Source organism: Arsenophonus sp. PmNCSU2021_1 (assembly GCF_036919435.1).
In the GTDB taxonomy this organism is placed as follows: domain Bacteria; phylum Pseudomonadota; class Gammaproteobacteria; order Enterobacterales; family Enterobacteriaceae; genus Arsenophonus; species Arsenophonus nilaparvatae.
The window spans coordinates 133,697-151,500 of the sequence record NZ_JAZHPL010000004.1 but is presented as its reverse complement, the minus strand read 5'-3'; the positions used below and the strand labels follow the sequence as shown (position 1 = coordinate 151,500).

At 41.0% G+C, this 17,804-nt stretch carries 11 protein-coding genes and 6 pseudogenes; 14 read left to right on the top strand and 3 right to left on the bottom strand.

Annotated elements, in window-relative coordinates; all coding sequences use genetic code 11:
* Positions 1-421 precede the first annotated feature (421 nt).
* From xerD to lysS, 5 genes are all read left to right on the top strand, one after another.
* The gene (gene xerD / locus V3224_RS05155; protein WP_334469020.1) at positions 422-1,333 is read left to right on the top strand and encodes a site-specific tyrosine recombinase XerD; all 912 of its coding nucleotides are present in this window, start codon (positions 422-424) and stop codon (positions 1,331-1,333) included.
* A gap of 22 nt (positions 1,334-1,355) precedes the next feature.
* The gene (gene dsbC, locus V3224_RS05150; RefSeq protein WP_334469017.1) at positions 1,356-2,066 is read left to right on the top strand and encodes a bifunctional protein-disulfide isomerase/oxidoreductase DsbC; all 711 of its coding nucleotides are present in this window, start codon (positions 1,356-1,358) and stop codon (positions 2,064-2,066) included.
* 10 nt (positions 2,067-2,076) lie between these two features.
* Positions 2,077-3,813, top strand: a complete 1,737-nt coding sequence (gene recJ / locus V3224_RS05145) for a single-stranded-DNA-specific exonuclease RecJ (RefSeq protein WP_334470306.1) — start codon at positions 2,077-2,079, stop codon at positions 3,811-3,813.
* Positions 3,814-4,088: 275 nt separating this feature from the next.
* Positions 4,089-5,187 (top strand): peptide chain release factor 2 gene (gene prfB / locus V3224_RS05140; protein WP_334469014.1). Its coding sequence is split into 2 segments (ribosomal slippage): positions 4,089-4,163 and positions 4,165-5,187, totalling 1,098 coding nucleotides; the frame shifts between segments, so codons are not numbered across the junction.
* Between the two features lie 9 nt (positions 5,188-5,196).
* Positions 5,197-6,711, top strand: a complete 1,515-nt coding sequence (gene lysS / locus V3224_RS05135) for a lysine--tRNA ligase (RefSeq protein ID WP_334469012.1) — start codon at positions 5,197-5,199, stop codon at positions 6,709-6,711.
* 105 nt (positions 6,712-6,816) lie between these two features.
* On the opposite strand, the gene V3224_RS05130 is transcribed toward lysS, so the two are convergent.
* A complete protein-coding gene (locus tag V3224_RS05130; protein ID WP_334469009.1) occupies positions 6,817-7,476 on the bottom strand; it encodes an epoxyqueuosine reductase QueH in 660 nt (219 codons plus the stop codon).
* Positions 7,477-8,377: 901 nt separating this feature from the next.
* On the opposite strand from V3224_RS05130, the gene V3224_RS05125 reads away from it, so the two are divergent.
* The 6 genes and pseudogenes from V3224_RS05125 to V3224_RS05100 form a co-directional block, all read left to right on the top strand.
* Positions 8,378-8,641 (top strand): hypothetical protein, encoded by a 264-nt coding sequence (locus tag V3224_RS05125; RefSeq protein ID WP_334469007.1) that lies wholly within the window; start codon positions 8,378-8,380, stop codon positions 8,639-8,641.
* Between the two features lie 324 nt (positions 8,642-8,965).
* Entirely contained in the window at positions 8,966-9,133 is a 168-nt protein-coding gene (locus V3224_RS05120; protein WP_334469005.1) for a hypothetical protein, read from the top strand.
* A 151-nt stretch (positions 9,134-9,284) separates the two neighbouring features.
* Positions 9,285-10,136 (top strand): annotated as a pseudogene (locus V3224_RS05115) (IS701 family transposase); the annotation flags it as partial.
* A gap of 466 nt (positions 10,137-10,602) precedes the next feature.
* On the top strand, positions 10,603-11,067 hold the full coding sequence (locus V3224_RS05110; RefSeq protein WP_334470304.1) for a phage terminase small subunit P27 family: 465 nt from the start codon (positions 10,603-10,605) through the stop codon (positions 11,065-11,067).
* A pseudogene (locus tag V3224_RS05105) lies at positions 11,018-12,766 on the top strand (terminase large subunit). The gene V3224_RS05110 and the pseudogene V3224_RS05105 overlap by 50 nt, the downstream one beginning before the upstream one ends.
* Positions 12,766-13,997, top strand: a pseudogene (locus V3224_RS05100) (phage portal protein); the annotation flags it as partial. The pseudogenes V3224_RS05105 and V3224_RS05100, both read left to right, overlap by 1 nt.
* A 66-nt stretch (positions 13,998-14,063) precedes the next feature.
* Here V3224_RS05100 and istB read toward each other — a convergent pair.
* Both istB and istA read right to left on the bottom strand, forming a co-directional pair.
* A complete protein-coding gene (gene istB / locus V3224_RS05095; protein WP_334467780.1) occupies positions 14,064-14,825 on the bottom strand; it encodes an IS21-like element helper ATPase IstB in 762 nt (253 codons plus the stop codon).
* A pseudogene (istA, locus tag V3224_RS05090) lies at positions 14,812-15,834 on the bottom strand (IS21 family transposase). The gene istB and the pseudogene istA overlap by 14 nt, the downstream one beginning before the upstream one ends.
* 202 nt (positions 15,835-16,036) lie before the next feature.
* On the opposite strand from istA, the gene V3224_RS05085 reads away from it, so the two are divergent.
* From V3224_RS05085 to V3224_RS05075, 3 genes and pseudogenes are all read left to right on the top strand, one after another.
* On the top strand, positions 16,037-16,309 hold the full coding sequence (locus V3224_RS05085) for a hypothetical protein (RefSeq protein ID WP_334469002.1): 273 nt from the start codon (positions 16,037-16,039) through the stop codon (positions 16,307-16,309).
* Between the two features lie 161 nt (positions 16,310-16,470).
* Positions 16,471-17,091, top strand: a pseudogene (locus tag V3224_RS05080) (head maturation protease, ClpP-related); the annotation flags it as partial.
* Between the two features lie 12 nt (positions 17,092-17,103).
* Positions 17,104-17,730, top strand: a pseudogene (locus V3224_RS05075) (hypothetical protein); the annotation flags it as partial.
* Positions 17,731-17,804 lie beyond the last annotated feature (74 nt).

The following is a 17,804-nucleotide window of genomic DNA, read 5'->3' as shown; positions in this document are numbered from 1 at the left end:
TTTTTGGGGATGATATATTATTGAAATATCAACTTATTAAAATATCAATTGGTTATAGCGGAATTAATCAAATAATAGAGTGGTTGATTTGTTTTTTTAATTTATTTTTATATTTTAAAATGGAATGTTTATAATAATATCATCATGATTTTTATTTTTTACAAATTTAAATATCGATAATAAGTAATCACTTATAAAAAACTAATGAGAGTCAATAGTTTTTTATTCCTAATTGACAATATTTAATACTATAATAAATCAGTTGATATTGATTTAAATTATTAATTTAATTAGTTATATGCAATTATCATTCTAATTTAATTAATAAAGAAACAATATTCATAAATGTGAAGATGACATTGTGGCAGAAAGCATTTTTTGAGGCATAATATGGTGCAATTAATTTACTAGGAGTGCTGTTGTGTCAACTGAAAAAAATAGAGACAGTCATCCGTTGATAGAACAATTTCTCGATACTGTTTGGCTTGAGCACAATTTAGCCGCTAATACGCTTTCTTCTTACCGTACTGATTTACAAGCATTAGTTAATTGGTTATCGCGCCATGGTAATGATCTGCTTACGGTGGAGATCATGGATTTACAATCTTTTCTGGCAGAACGGGTAGAGGGCGGTTATAAAGCCACCAGTTCTGCTCGTTTACTGAGTGCCATGCGACGCTTATTTCAGTATTTCTATCGTGAGAAACTGCGCACCGATGATCCGACGGCACAATTGTCGGCACCTAAATTGCCGAAACGGCTTCCTAAAGATGTCAATGAGAAACAAGTTGAAGATTTACTGCATGCACCTATCACTAATGATCCGATTGAATTAAGAGATAAAACGATGCTTGAGGTGCTTTATGCATGTGGGCTACGTGTTTCTGAACTGGTTGGGCTAACATTAACAGATATTAGTTTACGTCAGGGTGTTATTCGGGTAGTGGGAAAAGGTAATAAAGAACGATTGGTACCCTTGGGTGAAGAGGCTATTTATTGGTTGGAAACTTATTTAACCGAAAGTCGTCCAATTTTACTTAATGGATTGACTAATGATGTATTATTTCCGAGTAAAAGAGGTACACAAATGACACGTCAGACTTTTTGGCATCGGATTAAACATTATGCAGCAATTGCTGGAATTGATAGTGAAAAACTTTCTCCTCACGTATTAAGACATGCTTTTGCCACCCATTTGCTGAATCATGGAGCAGATCTCCGTGTAGTACAAATGTTACTTGGACATAGTGATCTTTCTACCACCCAGATCTATACCCATGTTGCCACAGAGCGTTTAAGGCAATTGCACCAACAACACCATCCTCGAGGTTGATTGAGGATCAAGGAAATTCTAAATGAAAAAAAATATCGTATGGTTAATTGGTCTTCTGGCCGCAATGTCACATTCTGCATTGGCTGATGATGTGGCAATTAAAAGAACATTGAATAAAATGGGCATAGAAACTGAGAATATCCATCCGTCACCTATTGTAGGTTTAAGTACAGTAATTACTAGCCAAGGTCTGGTTTATGTGACTGAAGACGGTAAGTATTTATTAGAAGGACCGATTTATGATTTAAGTGGTCCAATGCCGGTTAATGTTACAAATCAGATCTTGGCAAAGAAAATAGAAGCAATGAGTGACCAGATGATCATATTTAAAGCACCAGAGGAAAAATATGTTGTCACCGTGTTTACCGATGTTACCTGTGGTTATTGCAAGAAATTTCATCAAGATATAGCAGAATATAATAAAAAGGGTATCACCATACGTTATTTGGCATTCCCTCGTAATGGCCTTCACCACGAATCAGCTAAAACAATGACATCTATTTGGTGTAGTGCTGATCGACAAAAAGCATTAACAGACGCTTTTAAAGGCGAAACGATTTCTCCGATTGAAAAATGCAAAACAGTCGATATTGCCGCTCAATTTAATATCGGTCATATGCTTGGTATCAATGGAACACCCGCTATGGTGTTAGAAGATGGCACAGTAATACCTGGTTATATGACGGCAGATGATTTAGTTAAAGGGTTAGAAAAACTTAAGAAAAAATCATAATGAGTTAACAATAAATATGAAAATACAGCTTCGTCGCCGACCGAAAGCAGATGATAGCCACCTTCCTGCTCATTTGTCTCCGGTATTACGCCGTTTGTACGCTATGAGAGGTGTGTTATCAGAAAATGAGTTAGAAACAGGTGCAAAAGGATTGCTTAATTACCAATCACTTAATGGTATTGAAACAGCGGTTCAGTTATTAATCACTGCTCTGAATGAACATTGGCGAATTATAGTGGTCGGTGATTTCGACGCCGATGGTGCAACCAGTACGGCATTGACACTGCGAGCGCTGGGTGCGATGGGATATCGTCATTTTGATTATTTGGTTCCTAACCGATTTGAAGATGCCTATGGGCTTAGCCCGCAGGTTGTTGATCAAGCAATTAAAAGAAAAGCGCAACTCATTATTACCGTTGATAATGGTATATCTTCCTATGAAGGCGTTGCTGTTGCTCAACGACACGGTATAAAAGTGATTATTACCGACCACCATTTACCAGGAGAAACCCTGCCTTGTGCAGAAGCAATCATTAACCCTAATTTAGCTGATTGTCACTTTCCATCAAAAGCATTAGCGGGGGTTGGTGTCAGTTTTTATTTGATGTCAGCATTACGTGCTGCGTTGCGCCAGACTGGTTGGTTTGAGCAACAAGCACGTAAGATGCCTAATCTGGCTGAATTATTAGATTTGGTTGCATTAGGTACGGTAGCCGATGTTGTTCCCTTGGATAGTAATAATCGTATTTTAGTCTATCAAGGTTTAAACCGTATTCGGGCGGGACGAAGCTGTGTCGGGATCAAAGCCTTGATTGAAGTTTCCAAACGTGATGTTAGTCGTCTGGTTGCTAATGATTTAGGTTTCTCAATTGGGCCACGGCTTAATGCAGCGGGAAGATTAGATGATATGTCAATCGGTGTAGAACTGTTATTGACTGATGATATCGTTCACGCTAGAAAATTGGCTAATGAATTAGATAGTTTAAATCGTACCCGCCGCGAAATTGAACAGGATATGGAGCAAGAGGCTTGGCAGATTTTTGAGCAAATAGAAGAAAAACGTCATCAAATACCCAGTGGTCTTGCACTTTATCATCCTGAATGGCATCAGGGAGTAGTAGGAATATTGGCTTCTCGGATCAAAGAACGATTTCATCGTCCGGTTATTGCTTTCGCGCCGGCTGGTGAAGGGATTTTGAAGGGGTCAGGGCGTTCCATCTATGGTTTGCATTTACGGGATGCCCTTGAACGCTTAGATACGCTTAATCCGGGATTAATTTTAAAGTTTGGGGGCCATGCTATGGCGGCAGGATTAACGCTGGAGGAGCAGAAGTTTACTCAGTTTCAAGAGAACTTTGCTAATCTGATGGCAGAACTACTGGATAACGATATGCTTGAAGGGGTTATTTGGAGTGATGGTGAACTAAATAATGAAGAGTTGTCGTTGGATATTGCTGAACTAATTAGAAATGGCGGGCCATGGGGACAGGCTTTTCCAGAGCCAATTTTTGATGGCAAATTTCACCTGCTGCAACAACGTCTCGTCGGTAATTGTCATCTAAAAGTGATGTTAGAACCACTGGCTGGTGGTCCGATGATAGATGGCATCGCCTTTAATATTGATACCGCTTATTGGCCTGACAATAGTATTAAAATGGTCGAATTGGCTTATAAACTAGATGTGAATGAGTATCGTGGTAATCGTAACATCCAGTTACTCATTCAGCATTTATGGCCTTGCGAATAGTATTTAGCCTATTTTGACCATCAACAGTGGTAGGTATAGTTATGATTTCCCTTATTATAATCACTATTTTTCTGCCACTAATTGCAACTAGTTAGATTTCAAGCATTATTCTTATAGTGGCATTTACTGACTAAAAGCGGCTATTTGGTTGGTAAAATGAGTTATCATGAAGCATATTGACTGAAAAACTATAATCCAGCAATCAGAGCCGCTACAATAGGCGGTTTATATTTTTATGACTTTTAATGAAAATAACATAAATAAGATATAAGGGTATGTTTGAAATTAATCCAATAAAAAATCAAATTCAGGATCTGTCTGAGCGGACGAAGATCTTGAGGGGGTATCTTTGACTATGATGCCAAGAAAGAACGTTTGGAAGAAGTAAATGCAGAACTTGAGCAGCCTGATGTGTGGAACGAACCAGAGCGAGCCCAAGCATTGGGTAAGGAGCGTTCTTCTCTTGAAGCAATAGTAGAAACTATTGATGCCTTGATACAAGGTTTAGACGATGTATCTGGTTTGCTCGATTTGGCAATTGAAGCTGATGATGAAGAAACTTTTCATGAGGCGGTCGCGGAGTTAACGCAGCTGGAAGGAAAACTGGGACAATTAGAGTTTCGTCGTATGTTTTCAGGGCAGTATGACAGTGCTAATTGTTATCTTGATTTACAGGCAGGCTCAGGGGGAACTGAGGCGCAAGATTGGGCTAGCATGTTGATGCGCATGTATCTTCGTTGGGCAGAATCAAAAGGTTTTAAAACAGAAATTATTGAAGCGTCAGATGGTGATGTTGCAGGCTTAAAATCTGCCACGATAAAGATTATTGGTGAGTATGCTTTTGGTTGGTTACGGACTGAAACCGGTGTTCATCGATTAGTGCGTAAAAGTCCTTTTGATTCTGGTGGTCGCCGCCATACCTCATTTAGCTCAGCGTTTATTTATCCTGAAGTAGATGATGATATAGATATTGAAATCAATCCGGCGGATTTACGCATTGATGTTTATCGGGCGTCAGGGGCTGGAGGCCAACATGTTAATAAAACAGAGTCAGCGGTACGTATAACCCATATTCCAACTGGCATTGTTACCCAATGTCAGAATGACCGTTCTCAACATAAGAATAAAGATCAGGCATTGAAGCAACTAAAAGCAAAATTATATGAACTAGAGATGCAAAAGAAAAATGCCGATAAACAAGCATTAGAAGAAAATAAATCTGATATTGGCTGGGGTAGCCAAATTCGTTCTTATGTGCTGGATGATTCTCGAATTAAAGATCTACGAACCGGTGTTGAAAATCGCAATACCCAAGCTGTGCTGGATGGTGATCTGGACAAATTCATTGAAGCAAGCTTAAAAGCTGGCCTATGAGGAAAAAAGATGTCTCAACAACAACAGGGTACTGAGCGGTCCCTTGATTTAAATAATGAATTAAAAACTCGGCGTGAAAAACTGGCCGGATTGCGTGGTAATGGCATTGCTTTTCCTAATGATTTTCGCCGTGAGTATTTATCTGGCGATTTGCATGGTAAATATGATGAGAACCATGCGGAAGAACTTACTGCACTGAATATTGACGTCTCTGTTGCCGGCCGAATGATCACACGCCGTATCATGGGTAAAGCCTCTTTTGCGACTTTACAAGATATGGGCGGTCGGATTCAGATTTATGTTTCTCGCGATGACTTACCAGAAGGTATTTATAACGAACAGTTTAAGAAATGGGATCTGGGCGATATTCTTGGTGTTAAGGGTAAATTATTTAAGACCCAAACAGGTGAGTTAACCATCCATGCGCATGAAGTCTATTTATTAACCAAAGCATTACGACCTCTGCCAGATAAATTCCATGGGCTGGCAGAGCAGGAAACGCGTTATCGCCAACGTTACCTCGATCTTATTGCTAATGAACAATCGCGCCAGACTTTTATTACGCGTTCACGTGTGTTGTCGGCTTTACGTAACTTCATGGTTAGTAAAGATTTCATGGAAGTCGAAACACCCATGATGCAGGTTATACCGGGTGGTGCAGCGGCACGTCCATTTATTACTCATCATAATGCGTTAGATATTGATATGTATCTGCGTATTGCGCCAGAACTTTATTTGAAACGTTTAGTTGTTGGCGGATTCGAGCGAGTTTTTGAAATTAATCGTAATTTTCGTAATGAAGGCATTTCGCCGCGGCATAATCCAGAGTTTACCATGATGGAACTGTATATGGCTTATGCTGATTATAAAGATCTTATTGTGTTAACCGAAGAGTTATTTAAAACGTTAACGCAAGAAGTATTAGGCACAACCCAGGTAACATATGGTGAGCATTCATTTGATTTCGGGCAGTCTTTTAGCAAAATGACGATGAAAGAAGCGATAGTCAAATATCGGGCCGAAACTGATCCGGCTGATTTGGATGATCTGGCTAAAGCGACAATCATCGCAAAATCACTCAATATAGAGGTAGAAAAAGGCTGGGGATTAGGCCGTCTGCAGTGTGAGATTTTTGAGGCAGTGGCGGAAAGCCATTTGATCCAACCGACATTTATTACTGAATATCCGGCAGAAGTTTCTCCGTTGGCTCGTCGTAATGATAATAATCCATTTATTACCGATCGATTTGAATTCTTTATTGGTGGTCGTGAAATTGGTAATGGTTTTTCTGAGCTAAATGATGCAGAAGATCAAGCTGAACGCTTTGCTGAGCAGGTTCGTCAGAAAGATGAGGGTGATGATGAAGCCATGTTTTATGATGAGGATTATATCACTGCACTGGAGCATGGATTACCACCAACGGCTGGTTTAGGTATTGGTATTGATCGGATGATCATGCTATTAACCAATAGTCATACAATTCGTGATGTCATTCTGTTTCCAGCATTACGGCCTGGTAAATAGTTTAGCAAATTGGATAAATAGTGCCTGGCTGAAGCCAGGCACTGCTATTATTTGTCGCCAATATAGTATTTAACGCTTGCCTGCTTATTGAAATAGCTTGCCTCATTAGGGTTGTTTGTCGTCAGTATAATATTTAACTCCGATGCGGATAATCTCCCGCCCTTGTGTGCGCCGATGTTTATTGGTATCACGCAGAGAATAGATACAACCGCAGTATTCTTGTTGATAAAATTGTTCGCGCTTACTAATTTCCACCATTTTTGCGGAACCACCTTGTTTACGCCAATTATAGTCCCAATAAGTTAGGCCATCGTAATGGCTGGCGGCACGCTTACCGCAATCATTGATCTGTTGCATATTCTTCCAACGAGAAATACCTAATGAACTGGAGATAATGCTAAAATCATGCTCGGCAGCATAAAGAGCGGTACGCTCAAATCGCATATCAAAACACATAGTGCAACGAATTCCAGGCTCAGGTTCTTGCTCCATCCCCTTGGCACGTGCAAACCAGTTATCACTATCATAATCAGCATCAACAAACGGCACATTATGCTGCTCGGCAAAACGAATATTTTCGTTTTTGCGGATCTCATATTCTCGTTGTGGGTGAATATTTGGATTATAGAAAAAAATAGTATAATTAATACCTGAAGCACTTAGTGCTTCCATTACTTCACCTGAGCAAGGAGCGCAACAAGAATGCAGTAATAATTTATTTGCGCCATTAGGCAGCGTTAGTTTAGGACGGGTAAATTTATCCATGGTTGCAAATTTTTATAGTAATCGATAATAGGGCTAATAATAACAGCAAGCGAGAGATATATAATAGTCTTTTTATTTTTTGGGTCAAATTTGTTTGCGATGGACGCCGAGAAGGTTTATCGCCGCTTATAATCGATAAAAATACCCACTATATTTTACTTAAAGTAATTTTACATCGATTTATATTGATATAAAAATTTATTTTATTAGATATTAATATAATATTGGATAATTTTTCATTGTGGTATTAACTAATATAAATAGTTAGTTAAAGTAAAACTTTTTTATATCAAATATTGCAATAAGATAATATTTCAACCAATAAAAAATATAGTAAATAAAATTTAGCAACTGTTATTTAGTATAAAAACTCCTACTAAACAACAGTGTTAGCTAGTCGTAAATAAATAGAGAAATTTTATGAAGAAATTGAATGTTATAAATTAAATTTTAAGCTGGAGAAAATATTGAAGCATTTGTTAAATATTTTAATAATAGAATTTTTGGTTAAGAAATTCACCTTTTCACGAGTTTCGCACCAATAAAAAAACGCTCTATCTTTAAGTTTAATCCAGCATAATATATAAATAGACAGAATCTTATAAATCAAAAGCAACTTATTGTAATTTAATAAAATTTATGTGTTTTAGTAACTTGAAGATTAATCATCGATTTTAAGCCATTTCTAGTATTTTATACGCCTGTGCGAAACTCGTGCTTTTATCTATTTTTATATCGCTAAATGATGCTTTAGTTGCTTACTGTTAGTCATATAAACCAACAACTGCCAACCAGTTCACACTTTCTTGATATGGTTTTTGCTGTAATAAGCCATGTTACATGCTTTAGGACTTGATTTTTGCAAAATAAAATAATTTAGCAGTCAATAGGAGTTTATTGCATGAGAGCATTGAGCGTTATTATATTGAGTATATTTATGTCATTATGTTTAGTAAAATCTTTACAGGTAAAAGAGTATCAACTGACGGGTAAAAATATAAAAATTCTGTTATCCAATAATAAGAAAGGTATATTACTTTGGTTTAAAAATAACAGAAATAATGATGCAATTAAAACTGATAATTTATTTGAAATTAATTTTAATTCAGGCACGAGTTTCGCACCAATAAAAAAACGCTCTATTTTTAAGTTTAATTCAGCATAATATGTAAATAGATAAAACCTTATAAATTAAATATAACTTATTGTAAATTAAGTAAATTTATGCATTTCAGTAACTTGCAGATTAATCATTACTTTTAAGCCATTTCTAGAATTTTATAGGCCTGTGCGAAACTCGTGTCAGGAAAAAAATTAACGGAAAAAGATTTTAACCTGCAAGATATTAAGCGGGATAAAAATACCATCACAATAAATTATATTAGAGATACTATCAAAGTCACCACGATATTGTCTTTATCACGAGTTTCGCAATCTCCAAAAAAGAAGTATAAATTTAAAAACAAGAAAAAATCAGGGTGTTCATATTTTGTCGGGTTATCCATGTATTAAAGATATCTATAAAACATTCTTACAAGTAAGCAGTTTAAGATACTCTGGTTTAGCGTTATCAGAAGTAAGCCCATCGCCTTTATCTCATGACACTGTTAGCCGATGGCTAAAAAGTAGATGTCACGAGTTTCGCACAGGCCTATAAAATTCTAGAAATGGCTTAAAAGTAATGATTAATCTGCAAGTTACTGAAATGCATAAATTCACTTAATTTACAATAAGTTATATTTAATTTATAAGGTTTTATCTATTTACATATTATGCTGAATTAAACTTAAAAATAGAGCGTTTTTTATTGGTGCGAAACTCGTGGATGTTTTAGACCTAAAGACCTATGGCGATTAGTTGAACCTTCTATAGACAAAAAAAGCCCTTGCGTACTAATTGCCGATGATACATTGATTGCCAAAACACGTAGTAAAAAAATAGAGATGGTCCATTATCAATATTCAGGTAATGAACATGATGTTATTGCTGGCATAGGTTTAGTTAATTTGCTTTGGCATGATCTGACGAAGGTTGAATCAATTCCTATCAATTATCGTATTTATGATAAAGATTCTGATGGAAAAACAAAAAACACGCACTTTTCCGAAATGCTCACTCTTGCTAAAAAAAGAGGGATCATGCCAGAAGCCGTAGTGATGGATGCTTGGTATTCTAGCCTGGATAACCTGAAATCAATTCGCTCTCATGGTTGGATCTGGGTAACCACGCTGAGGAAAAATAGGATTGTTAACCATAACAAACAACTGAACAAGTTAGACATCTCAGAAGAAGGAACGTCAATACACTTGCGAGGATATGGTTGGGTAACCGTTTTCAAATTTACAGCCAAAAACGGCCGTATTGATTACATAGTAACAAACAAAGAGAATCCCACCCGTCAATACCTCAAATCTATCATGGATGCCCGTTGGTCTGTTGAAGTTTATCATCGAGAAGTTAAACAAAACTGTGGTATTGAACGCTGTCAGGCTCGCACGAGCCGAGCGCAAAGAAATCATATTTTTCTCGCTATTTCTGCGTGGTTTGAACAACATAAACGTCGTATATCTGAAAAAATAACCCTTTATCAACAAAATTGGGACGTAATCAAAAGTGCTATTACTGAGCAAATCCGTGTTTTATTAGCGTACCCAAATTAGTTTTGTGCGAAACTCGTGTTTATGTGACCGGGCTAATTTTGGCCGTTATGAAATCCAAATCAGCGCTGAAAATAATCCCCTAAACATGAGTATGGTGTCATTAATGCCTTTTAAGACGCAGGCGCCTTTTGTTTATGGTTCGGTTGTCAGTTCTCCAATTATTAGTGATTCATTTTTTGTCATTCCAGAAAATCCGTTAACCAATATGATAGCTTATGAAGGCGGAGCCACACAAAAAATAGCCCAGGCCATTCCTTTACAGCCAGGCCATACACTTAGTTACAAAACTTATATTGGCATTTATGCAGCTGGCCAATTACGGCGTAATGTCAATCAGTTTTTAAATTTTGTTCGTGCTCGACCTTATCATCCTTATTTACACTATTATTCTTGGCTTGATATTGGTTTTTTTAATCCCTATACCGAAAAGCAAGCATTATTACGTATTAAACAGTATGGCGAACAGTTGGTCAAAAAACGCGGTGTCAAATTAAATGGTTATTTATTCGGCAATCCAGGAAGAAGACCTCTCAATAGCGCAGAGCCTACCCCACCACCCTATTCAGCCCCTCCCCCAAAACACTTATCCAATACGGCAAAAGAAACCTGGGAGCGGCTAACGCTGCTGTTAAATAGCATGGGCGTATTAACGATTGCCGATGCTTTTGCACTGGAAAGGCTGTGTGATATTTACGTTGATATCCTGCGGTATCGCGCCTTGATAGAGAGCAACGGTGAAACGTTTGAGGTGCATTCTCAAAACGGCGTATTAATCAAGGCGAATCCAGCCGTTTCGATGCTGTCGGATGCGGATAAACGCTTTAAAAGTTATCTGGTTGAATTTGGCTTAACACCCGCAGCAAGAACCAAGGTGAGGACGCATGACAAAGAAAAAAACCCGGACGAACTCGACGAATTCTTCGCTCACTGATTTAGCCACAGACTATGCCCCTGCGGTAGTTTCAGGTCAGGAGCTTGCCGGGCCTTATATTCGTCATGCCTGTCAACGTCACTTGCGGGATTTATCGACGGGTAATACGCGGGGTCTGTTGTGGGATGTCGGATCCGCACAGCGTGCCATCCGTTTTTTTTCCAACGTATTGAAATTGAACTGCGGTATCTATGAAGGCAAGCCGTTTACTTTACTCCCTTGGCAGTGTTTTATCGTTGGTGCCCTTTTTGGCTGGCGAAACAACGAAGGACAACGCCGTTTTCGTATGGCCTACGTTGAAGCCGGAAAAGGATCGGGAAAATCGCCACTTGCAGCGGGGATAGGGCTATATTGCCTGGTTGCCGATAATGAAGCGCGAGCCGAAGTCTATGCCGCTGCCACCAAAAAAGACCAGGCGATGATCCTGTTTCGTGACGCCGTCGCGATGGTAGACCAATCGCCAAAGCTGGCCGAACGTATTCAGAAATCAGGTGGGGCGGGTAAGGAGTGGAATCTGGCTTTTTTACAAGCCTGTGCTTTTTTCCGGCCTATCAGTGCCGATGATGGGCAATCCGGGCCGCGTCCTCACTGTGCCTTGATTGACGAAATTCACGAACACAAAAGTAATCAGGTCGTGGAAATGATGCGGGCGGGCACAAAAGGCCGCCAACAGGCATTGATTTTCATGATAACCAACAGCGGACACGACAAAACCAGTGTGTGCTACGACTATCACGAATACGGCCGTAAAGTGGCAGAAGGTAGCATTGAGGATGATAGCTTTTTCGCGTTCATTTGTTCGCTGGATGAAGGTGATGATCCGTTCAAGGAGACAAGCTGCTGGAAAAAAGCCAATCCTTCACTCGGTCATACGTTCAGCGACCGTTACTTACAGGAGCAAGTCACGCAAGCGCGGGGGATGCCTGCCAAAGAAAGCCTGGTTCGTCGTCTTAATTTCTGTCAGTGGGTCGATGCTGAGAATCCCTGGATTAATAGTGATAGTTGAATGGCGTGTGAGAAAACCTCGCTGGATTTAGCGGCGCTGGCAAACTCCCCCTGCTACGGTGGCCTGGATTTATCCGGCAAGCAGGATTTAACGGCGCTGGCGCTTTATTGGCCGGAAGAAAAAGTGGCTTATGTCGAGTTCTGGACACCGAAAGACACCTTACTGGAACGTGCCAGGGTCGACAGAGTGCCTTACGATTCCTGGTTGCGAGCGGGTTATCTTAACGCCCCGCCAGGGAATGCGATTAATCTGAGCTTTGTTGCCCAACGGATAGCCGAATTATCCGCACGCTATACCCTCAATCATATTGCCTACGATGCGTATCATATTGATTATTTACGGCCAGAACTGGAAAACGAAGGGGTGAATACGCTATTAACGCCGCACGGACAAGGCTTCGGCAAATCAAAACAATCCGGACTTTGGATGCCGCGATCCATTGAATTGTTTGAGCAGCGTCTTCTCGGTGGCGAATTACGTATTGATTTCAACCCCTGCCTACGTTGGAACGCCGCGAATATGGTTATTGAAGAAGATAAAAACGGCAATCGTGTTTTTAGCAAACGCCGCAGCAACGGACGTATTGACGGTGTGGTAGCACTGGCGATGGCCATCGGGGCCGCCGAGGTTGTTGAGGAAGAAAGCGGCGATCTGGATGGCTTTTTAACCAATCCGATTATGGTAGGACTGTAGTGAAAAAACATCAATCTCCCGGTAAAATTAAAAGCGCGGTGCTCACCTGGCTAGGGGTGCCACAGAATTTAACGGATACGCTGTCATCGTTTCATGACTATAGCCAGAGTAAGAGCGGACAAGTGGTGACAACGGATAAAGCCCTACAACTTTCTGCGGTTTAGGCTTGTGTGCGTCTGTTGAGTGAATCGATATCCACGTTACCGCTCAAACTCTATCACCGTGAGTCGGATGGTTCACGCAGCCTCGCACAGCAACACCCGGCTTATCCTGTCTTGTGTCGTCGTCCCAACCTGGAAATGACACCTTCGCGTTTTATCCAAATGATTGTTGCCAGCTTGTGTTTACGCGGTAATGCCTTTGTTGAAAAAAAGAAGGTCGGTCAGCGTCTGCTCTCCCTCTTCCCACTATTACCCCAAAACATCATTGTTAAACGGCGTGATAACGGGCGACTAGAATACCATTATACCCACGACAGCAAGCCCGGTTATTCCTCATTAAAACCGCGAGTTATCGCAGATAATGACATGATGCACATACGGGGGTTCGGATTAGACGGCATTTGCGGCATGATGCCGTTAAAAACCGGTCGTGAGGTGTTTGGCTCCGCGATGTCACTCGAAACAACGGCAGCGCGGTATTTCCAGAAAGGCATGTCGGCATCCGGTTTTATTTCGTTTGAAAAGTCTTTAACAGAAGAACAGCGTGAAAGATTTCATAAGCATCTTGAAACCTTTGCTGGCTCAGAAAATACCGGCAAAGTGATGCTGCTGGAAGCTGGAATGAAATTTAATGGTATCACCCTCGATCCACAAACCTCACAAATACTGGAAAGCCGCGATCATAGCGTCGAAGAAATCTGCCGCTGGTATCGCGTTCCGCCGTTTATGGTCGGCCATATTACAAAACAAAGCAGTTGGGCTTCGAGCGTGGAAGGGATGAACCTGATTTTCCTGACCAATACCTTACGGCCCTTACTGGTCAATATTGAACAGGAAATCGCCCGCTGCCTGCTGGATAATGACGACGATTATTTTGCAGAGTTTTCGGTTGAAGGACTACTCAGAACCGATAGCACGCGCCGAGCAGCCTATTACACGACTGCGCGACAAAATGGCTGGATGAGTCGCAATGATGTGAGGAGACTGGAAAATCTGCCGCCGATTGGGGCGGAGACCTGTATACCGTTCAGTTGAACCTGACGCCCCTCGATCAACTGGGGCAAGAGAATTGTCAACGATCACCGAAAACTGATCCACTTTTTAGCTAAATCCGATCAATCAAAATTGATCCACTTTTACTCAGTCATTGCTCCTGAGCGCCGCTTATCTTTCAATCGATAGCTTTCACCGCTTAATTGCAGTACATGCGAATGATGAAGTAAACGATCAAGCATAGCGGCAGTTAATGTTGCGTCATCAGCAAAAGCATTTGGCCATTGCCCAAATGATAAGTTACTCGTCAATATGACACTGCCATGCTCATAACGCTTGGCAATCACATTGAAAAACAGGTTTGCTTCTTCTCGCCCAAACGGCAGGTATCCAATCTCATCGATAATCAACAATTTCGGGGCCATCACCGAACGTGATAGATATTGTTTGAGCTTATTTTGTCGTTTGGCAGTTGAGAGTTGCAACATCAGTTCAGCTGCCGTGGTAAAGCGGGTTTTCTTCTTGGCCTGTACTGCTTTTAATCCTAACCCAATAGCTAAATGCGTTTTGCCTACACCGCTTGGGCCAAGCAACACGACATTTTCATTACGTTCAATAAACGTTAATGCGCTTAATTCCTGTATGTGTTGTTTGGGGATCCCCGTTGCAAACTTAAAATCGAACGTATTAAGTTCTTTATGTGCTGGGAATCCTGCCATCCGACTCAAAAGATTACGGGTTCGTTCATCTCGTTGTTGTTGCTCACATTTTAATAGGGACAGTAAAAACTCTCCGTAGCTTTTGTCTTGGGCAATGCATTGTTCGGCAAGTGATGACCAATGAGTCGGAATAGAATTTAATTTCAATGACTCACACAGGTGTTCAATTTGTTCATGCAATAACATGTTCACCTCCCAGCAATGCTTCGTATACGCTGATTGAGTGTTGCAAACTGACAGATTCAAGCGGCGGTACGATACGGATATTAAGCGTATCAGTCTGCGGGATAGATTGGCAAACCCTTGCTGGTAAGGGTAGAAGATACTTAACTTCCTTAGCTAGTCTATCTGCTGGCTTCTCTAACGTTGTTCCATGAATCCGCTGATGGGCAACGCGTTGTAACCAGGGCCCCACTCTTGCATTAGCTATCTCAATATCCAGTTCAAGATTATGAGCACGAAGGTCGGTATTTAATGGTACGATAAAGCTGTTTTTTAAATAGTGGTTAAAGCGCTCTACTTTCCCTTTAGTTTTTGCCCTGTAGGGCTTGCAAGCACACAATTTAAACCCGTAATCTTTCGACATGTAATTTATGTTCACCTTCTGCATAAGCATCCCGTTCGATGATGAGGGATTTTGCGTTATCACACAATATTTCCTGTGGTACACCACCAAAATAGTCGAAAGCTTCTCGTAAACCTTGTTGCCAGGATTCTGCTCGTTCATTATCAAAGAACTTTACATAACTCCACGCGAATAGCCTAGCGTTGCAACAAACGCTTTTAGTGATTTTTTACCTCGCCGGATGCTGGTGAAGTCGATTTGCATTTGTTGACCTGGCTGTGTTTCAAAACGGACGACAGCTTCGGGAACAATGCTTGGTTTAAATTGACAAACAAATCGGCGTAATTGAGCAATACCGCCTTGATAGCCGCTTTCAACTACTTCATCAAATAAGACTGTTGCAGGGATCCAATCAGGTTTAGCCAGTTCAATTCGATGAAGCAAATAAGGTTTAAAGGGTGCTAATTTAGTCGGTTGTTGACTTCTTTTAGCATAAGTTGGCATTGTCTGTTGTTGTAAATGATGTTTTACGGTGTTACGCGATATGCCCAATTCACGGGCAATTTTTCGAAGGCTTTGTCCTTGTGCAAAGCGAACATGAATATCCACAAATATCTCCTTGGTTAACATAAATTATCCGTACAAAAATGTGCGAATAATACCAAGTGGATCAGTTTTAGATGATCGTTAGTGGATCAGTTTTGCATGATCGGTGACAAATGACGGCGAAAAAGCACTAGCGGCGATAAATGCCTGATTATTTCCTGACAAAGCATCTTCTCAGACCCCAACTGGCGTCACGCAAGACAACGAATAACTGGAGTTTTTCCCGATGAAAAAAAATGCACTTCCGGTATTACCGGCGGTTTTTCCCTGTCCGAAAATGACCAGTGAAATTTCCCCGTCAGCATTAGCAAAATGGAACAGTAGCATCAGGGCGTCAAGCCAGGATGATAATACGCTATCGATATTTCAGACGATTGGGCAGGATTGGGCAGGCAAAGGGATCACCGCTAAACGGATTGGCGCAATCTTGCGGTCACTGGAAGGTAAAGATATTACCGTCAATATCACACGAGTTTCGCACGGGCATATAAAATTCTAGAAATGGCTTCAGAACAATAATTAATCTGTAACTTGCTAAGACATATAAATTTACTTAAATTACAATAAGTTATTTTTAATTTATTAGATTTTTTCTATTTATATATTATGCTGAATTAAACTTAAAAATAGAGCGTTTTTTTATTGGTGCGAAACTCGTGTATCAATTCGCCGGGTGGCGTTCTGTTTGAAGGGCTGACTATCTTTAATCAACTCCGTGAATATGCTGGCAAAGTGACCGTGAAAATATTGGGATTAGCGGCTTCTGCGGCTTCAATAATTGCCATGTCAGGCGATGAGATACAAATCGGGCGAAGTGCTTTTCTGATGATCCACAACACCTGGGGTATGGCCGTCGGTAATCGCCATGACTTTGCCGACATTGCCGAAAAAATGACCCCCTTTGATTTTGCCATGCGGGATATTTACGTCGCCAGAACCGGGATGGATGAAAAAACGATCACCTCGATGATGGATAGTGAAACCTGGATTAATGGCGGCGAAGCGGTGGAGAAAGGGTTTGCGGATGCCTTCCTGCCCGCTGATAGCACACAACAGGATAACGATTCGCCTACCGCCGCACTGAGAAAACTGGATGCCCTGTTGGCGAAAGCCAATACGCCTCGCGCTGAACGGCGACGATTATTTAAAGCTTTACGGGGTGATATGCCGGGCGCTATCACGCCCTCTCACGGTACGCTGTGCGCTACCCCTGATCTTTCCTCCGAGACCTTGACACAATTGGATAATGCCTTGCGTCGTCTGGTGTCGATACCCCATTAAACTGGAGACAATATGTCTGATATTAATGAAATGTTTAAGAAAGTAACGGCTTCTATTGAAGAAGCCAGCAGCAAATATAGCGCCCAGGCCGAGAAAGCCCTGAAGGAAGCGCAAAAATCGGGTGAGCTTTCCACAGAAACCAAAGCAGCCGTTGATAAAATGGCGGTCGAATTGAACGCCTTACGCGAAGCAGAAAAAACCCTGAAAGCCCAGGTAGGCGAAGTTGAACAACATCTTGCCCAAATGCCGGTCGCCAATGCGTTGAACGTGGTGAGTTCTATCGGTCAACAGGTGGTTGGCATGGAGGTCGTGCAGGCTTTAGGCTCGGGCATGGAATCCAGTAAGCGGGTGATAGCACCGATTAACGCCGCACTTATTTCATCGGATGTCACCGGAACGATTGTCGCCCCCGACCGTCAATCAGACATATTGACCAAGCCGAAGCAACGGTTGTTTATTCGTGATTTGATTGCCAGTGGAAAGACGCAAAGTAACACGATTTATTACGTGAAGCAGAAAGGATTTACCAATAATGCCAAGAAGGATACGCTGGGGCGTTATCTCCTCTCCAATCCGGCAGCCCTGACGACACCGACGTTGTGGGGCTTACCCGTTGTTGTCACAGAAGCCGCTGAGTTTAAAGATAACCTGAGTTCGGGATAAGAAATAAAGAGAAAGTCTTGATATTCAAATAGTTGAATGAGCCTGTTTTG

What these genes read in the sequence shown, in the direction of transcription:
- dsbC (WP_334469017.1), top strand. Translation starts at nt 1,356, where the DNA reads ATGAAAAAAAATATCGTATGGTTAATTGGTCTTCTGGCCGCAATGTCA.
- lysS (WP_334469012.1), top strand. Translation starts at nt 5,197, where the DNA reads ATGTCTCAACAACAACAGGGTACTGAGCGGTCCCTTGATTTAAATAAT.
- V3224_RS05130 (WP_334469009.1), bottom strand. Translation starts at nt 7,476, where the DNA reads ATGGATAAATTTACCCGTCCTAAACTAACGCTGCCTAATGGCGCAAAT.
- V3224_RS05125 (WP_334469007.1), top strand. Translation starts at nt 8,378, where the DNA reads ATGAGAGCATTGAGCGTTATTATATTGAGTATATTTATGTCATTATGT.
- istB (WP_334467780.1), bottom strand. Translation starts at nt 14,825, where the DNA reads ATGTTATTGCATGAACAAATTGAACACCTGTGTGAGTCATTGAAATTA.
- V3224_RS05085 (WP_334469002.1), top strand. Translation starts at nt 16,037, where the DNA reads ATGAAAAAAAATGCACTTCCGGTATTACCGGCGGTTTTTCCCTGTCCG.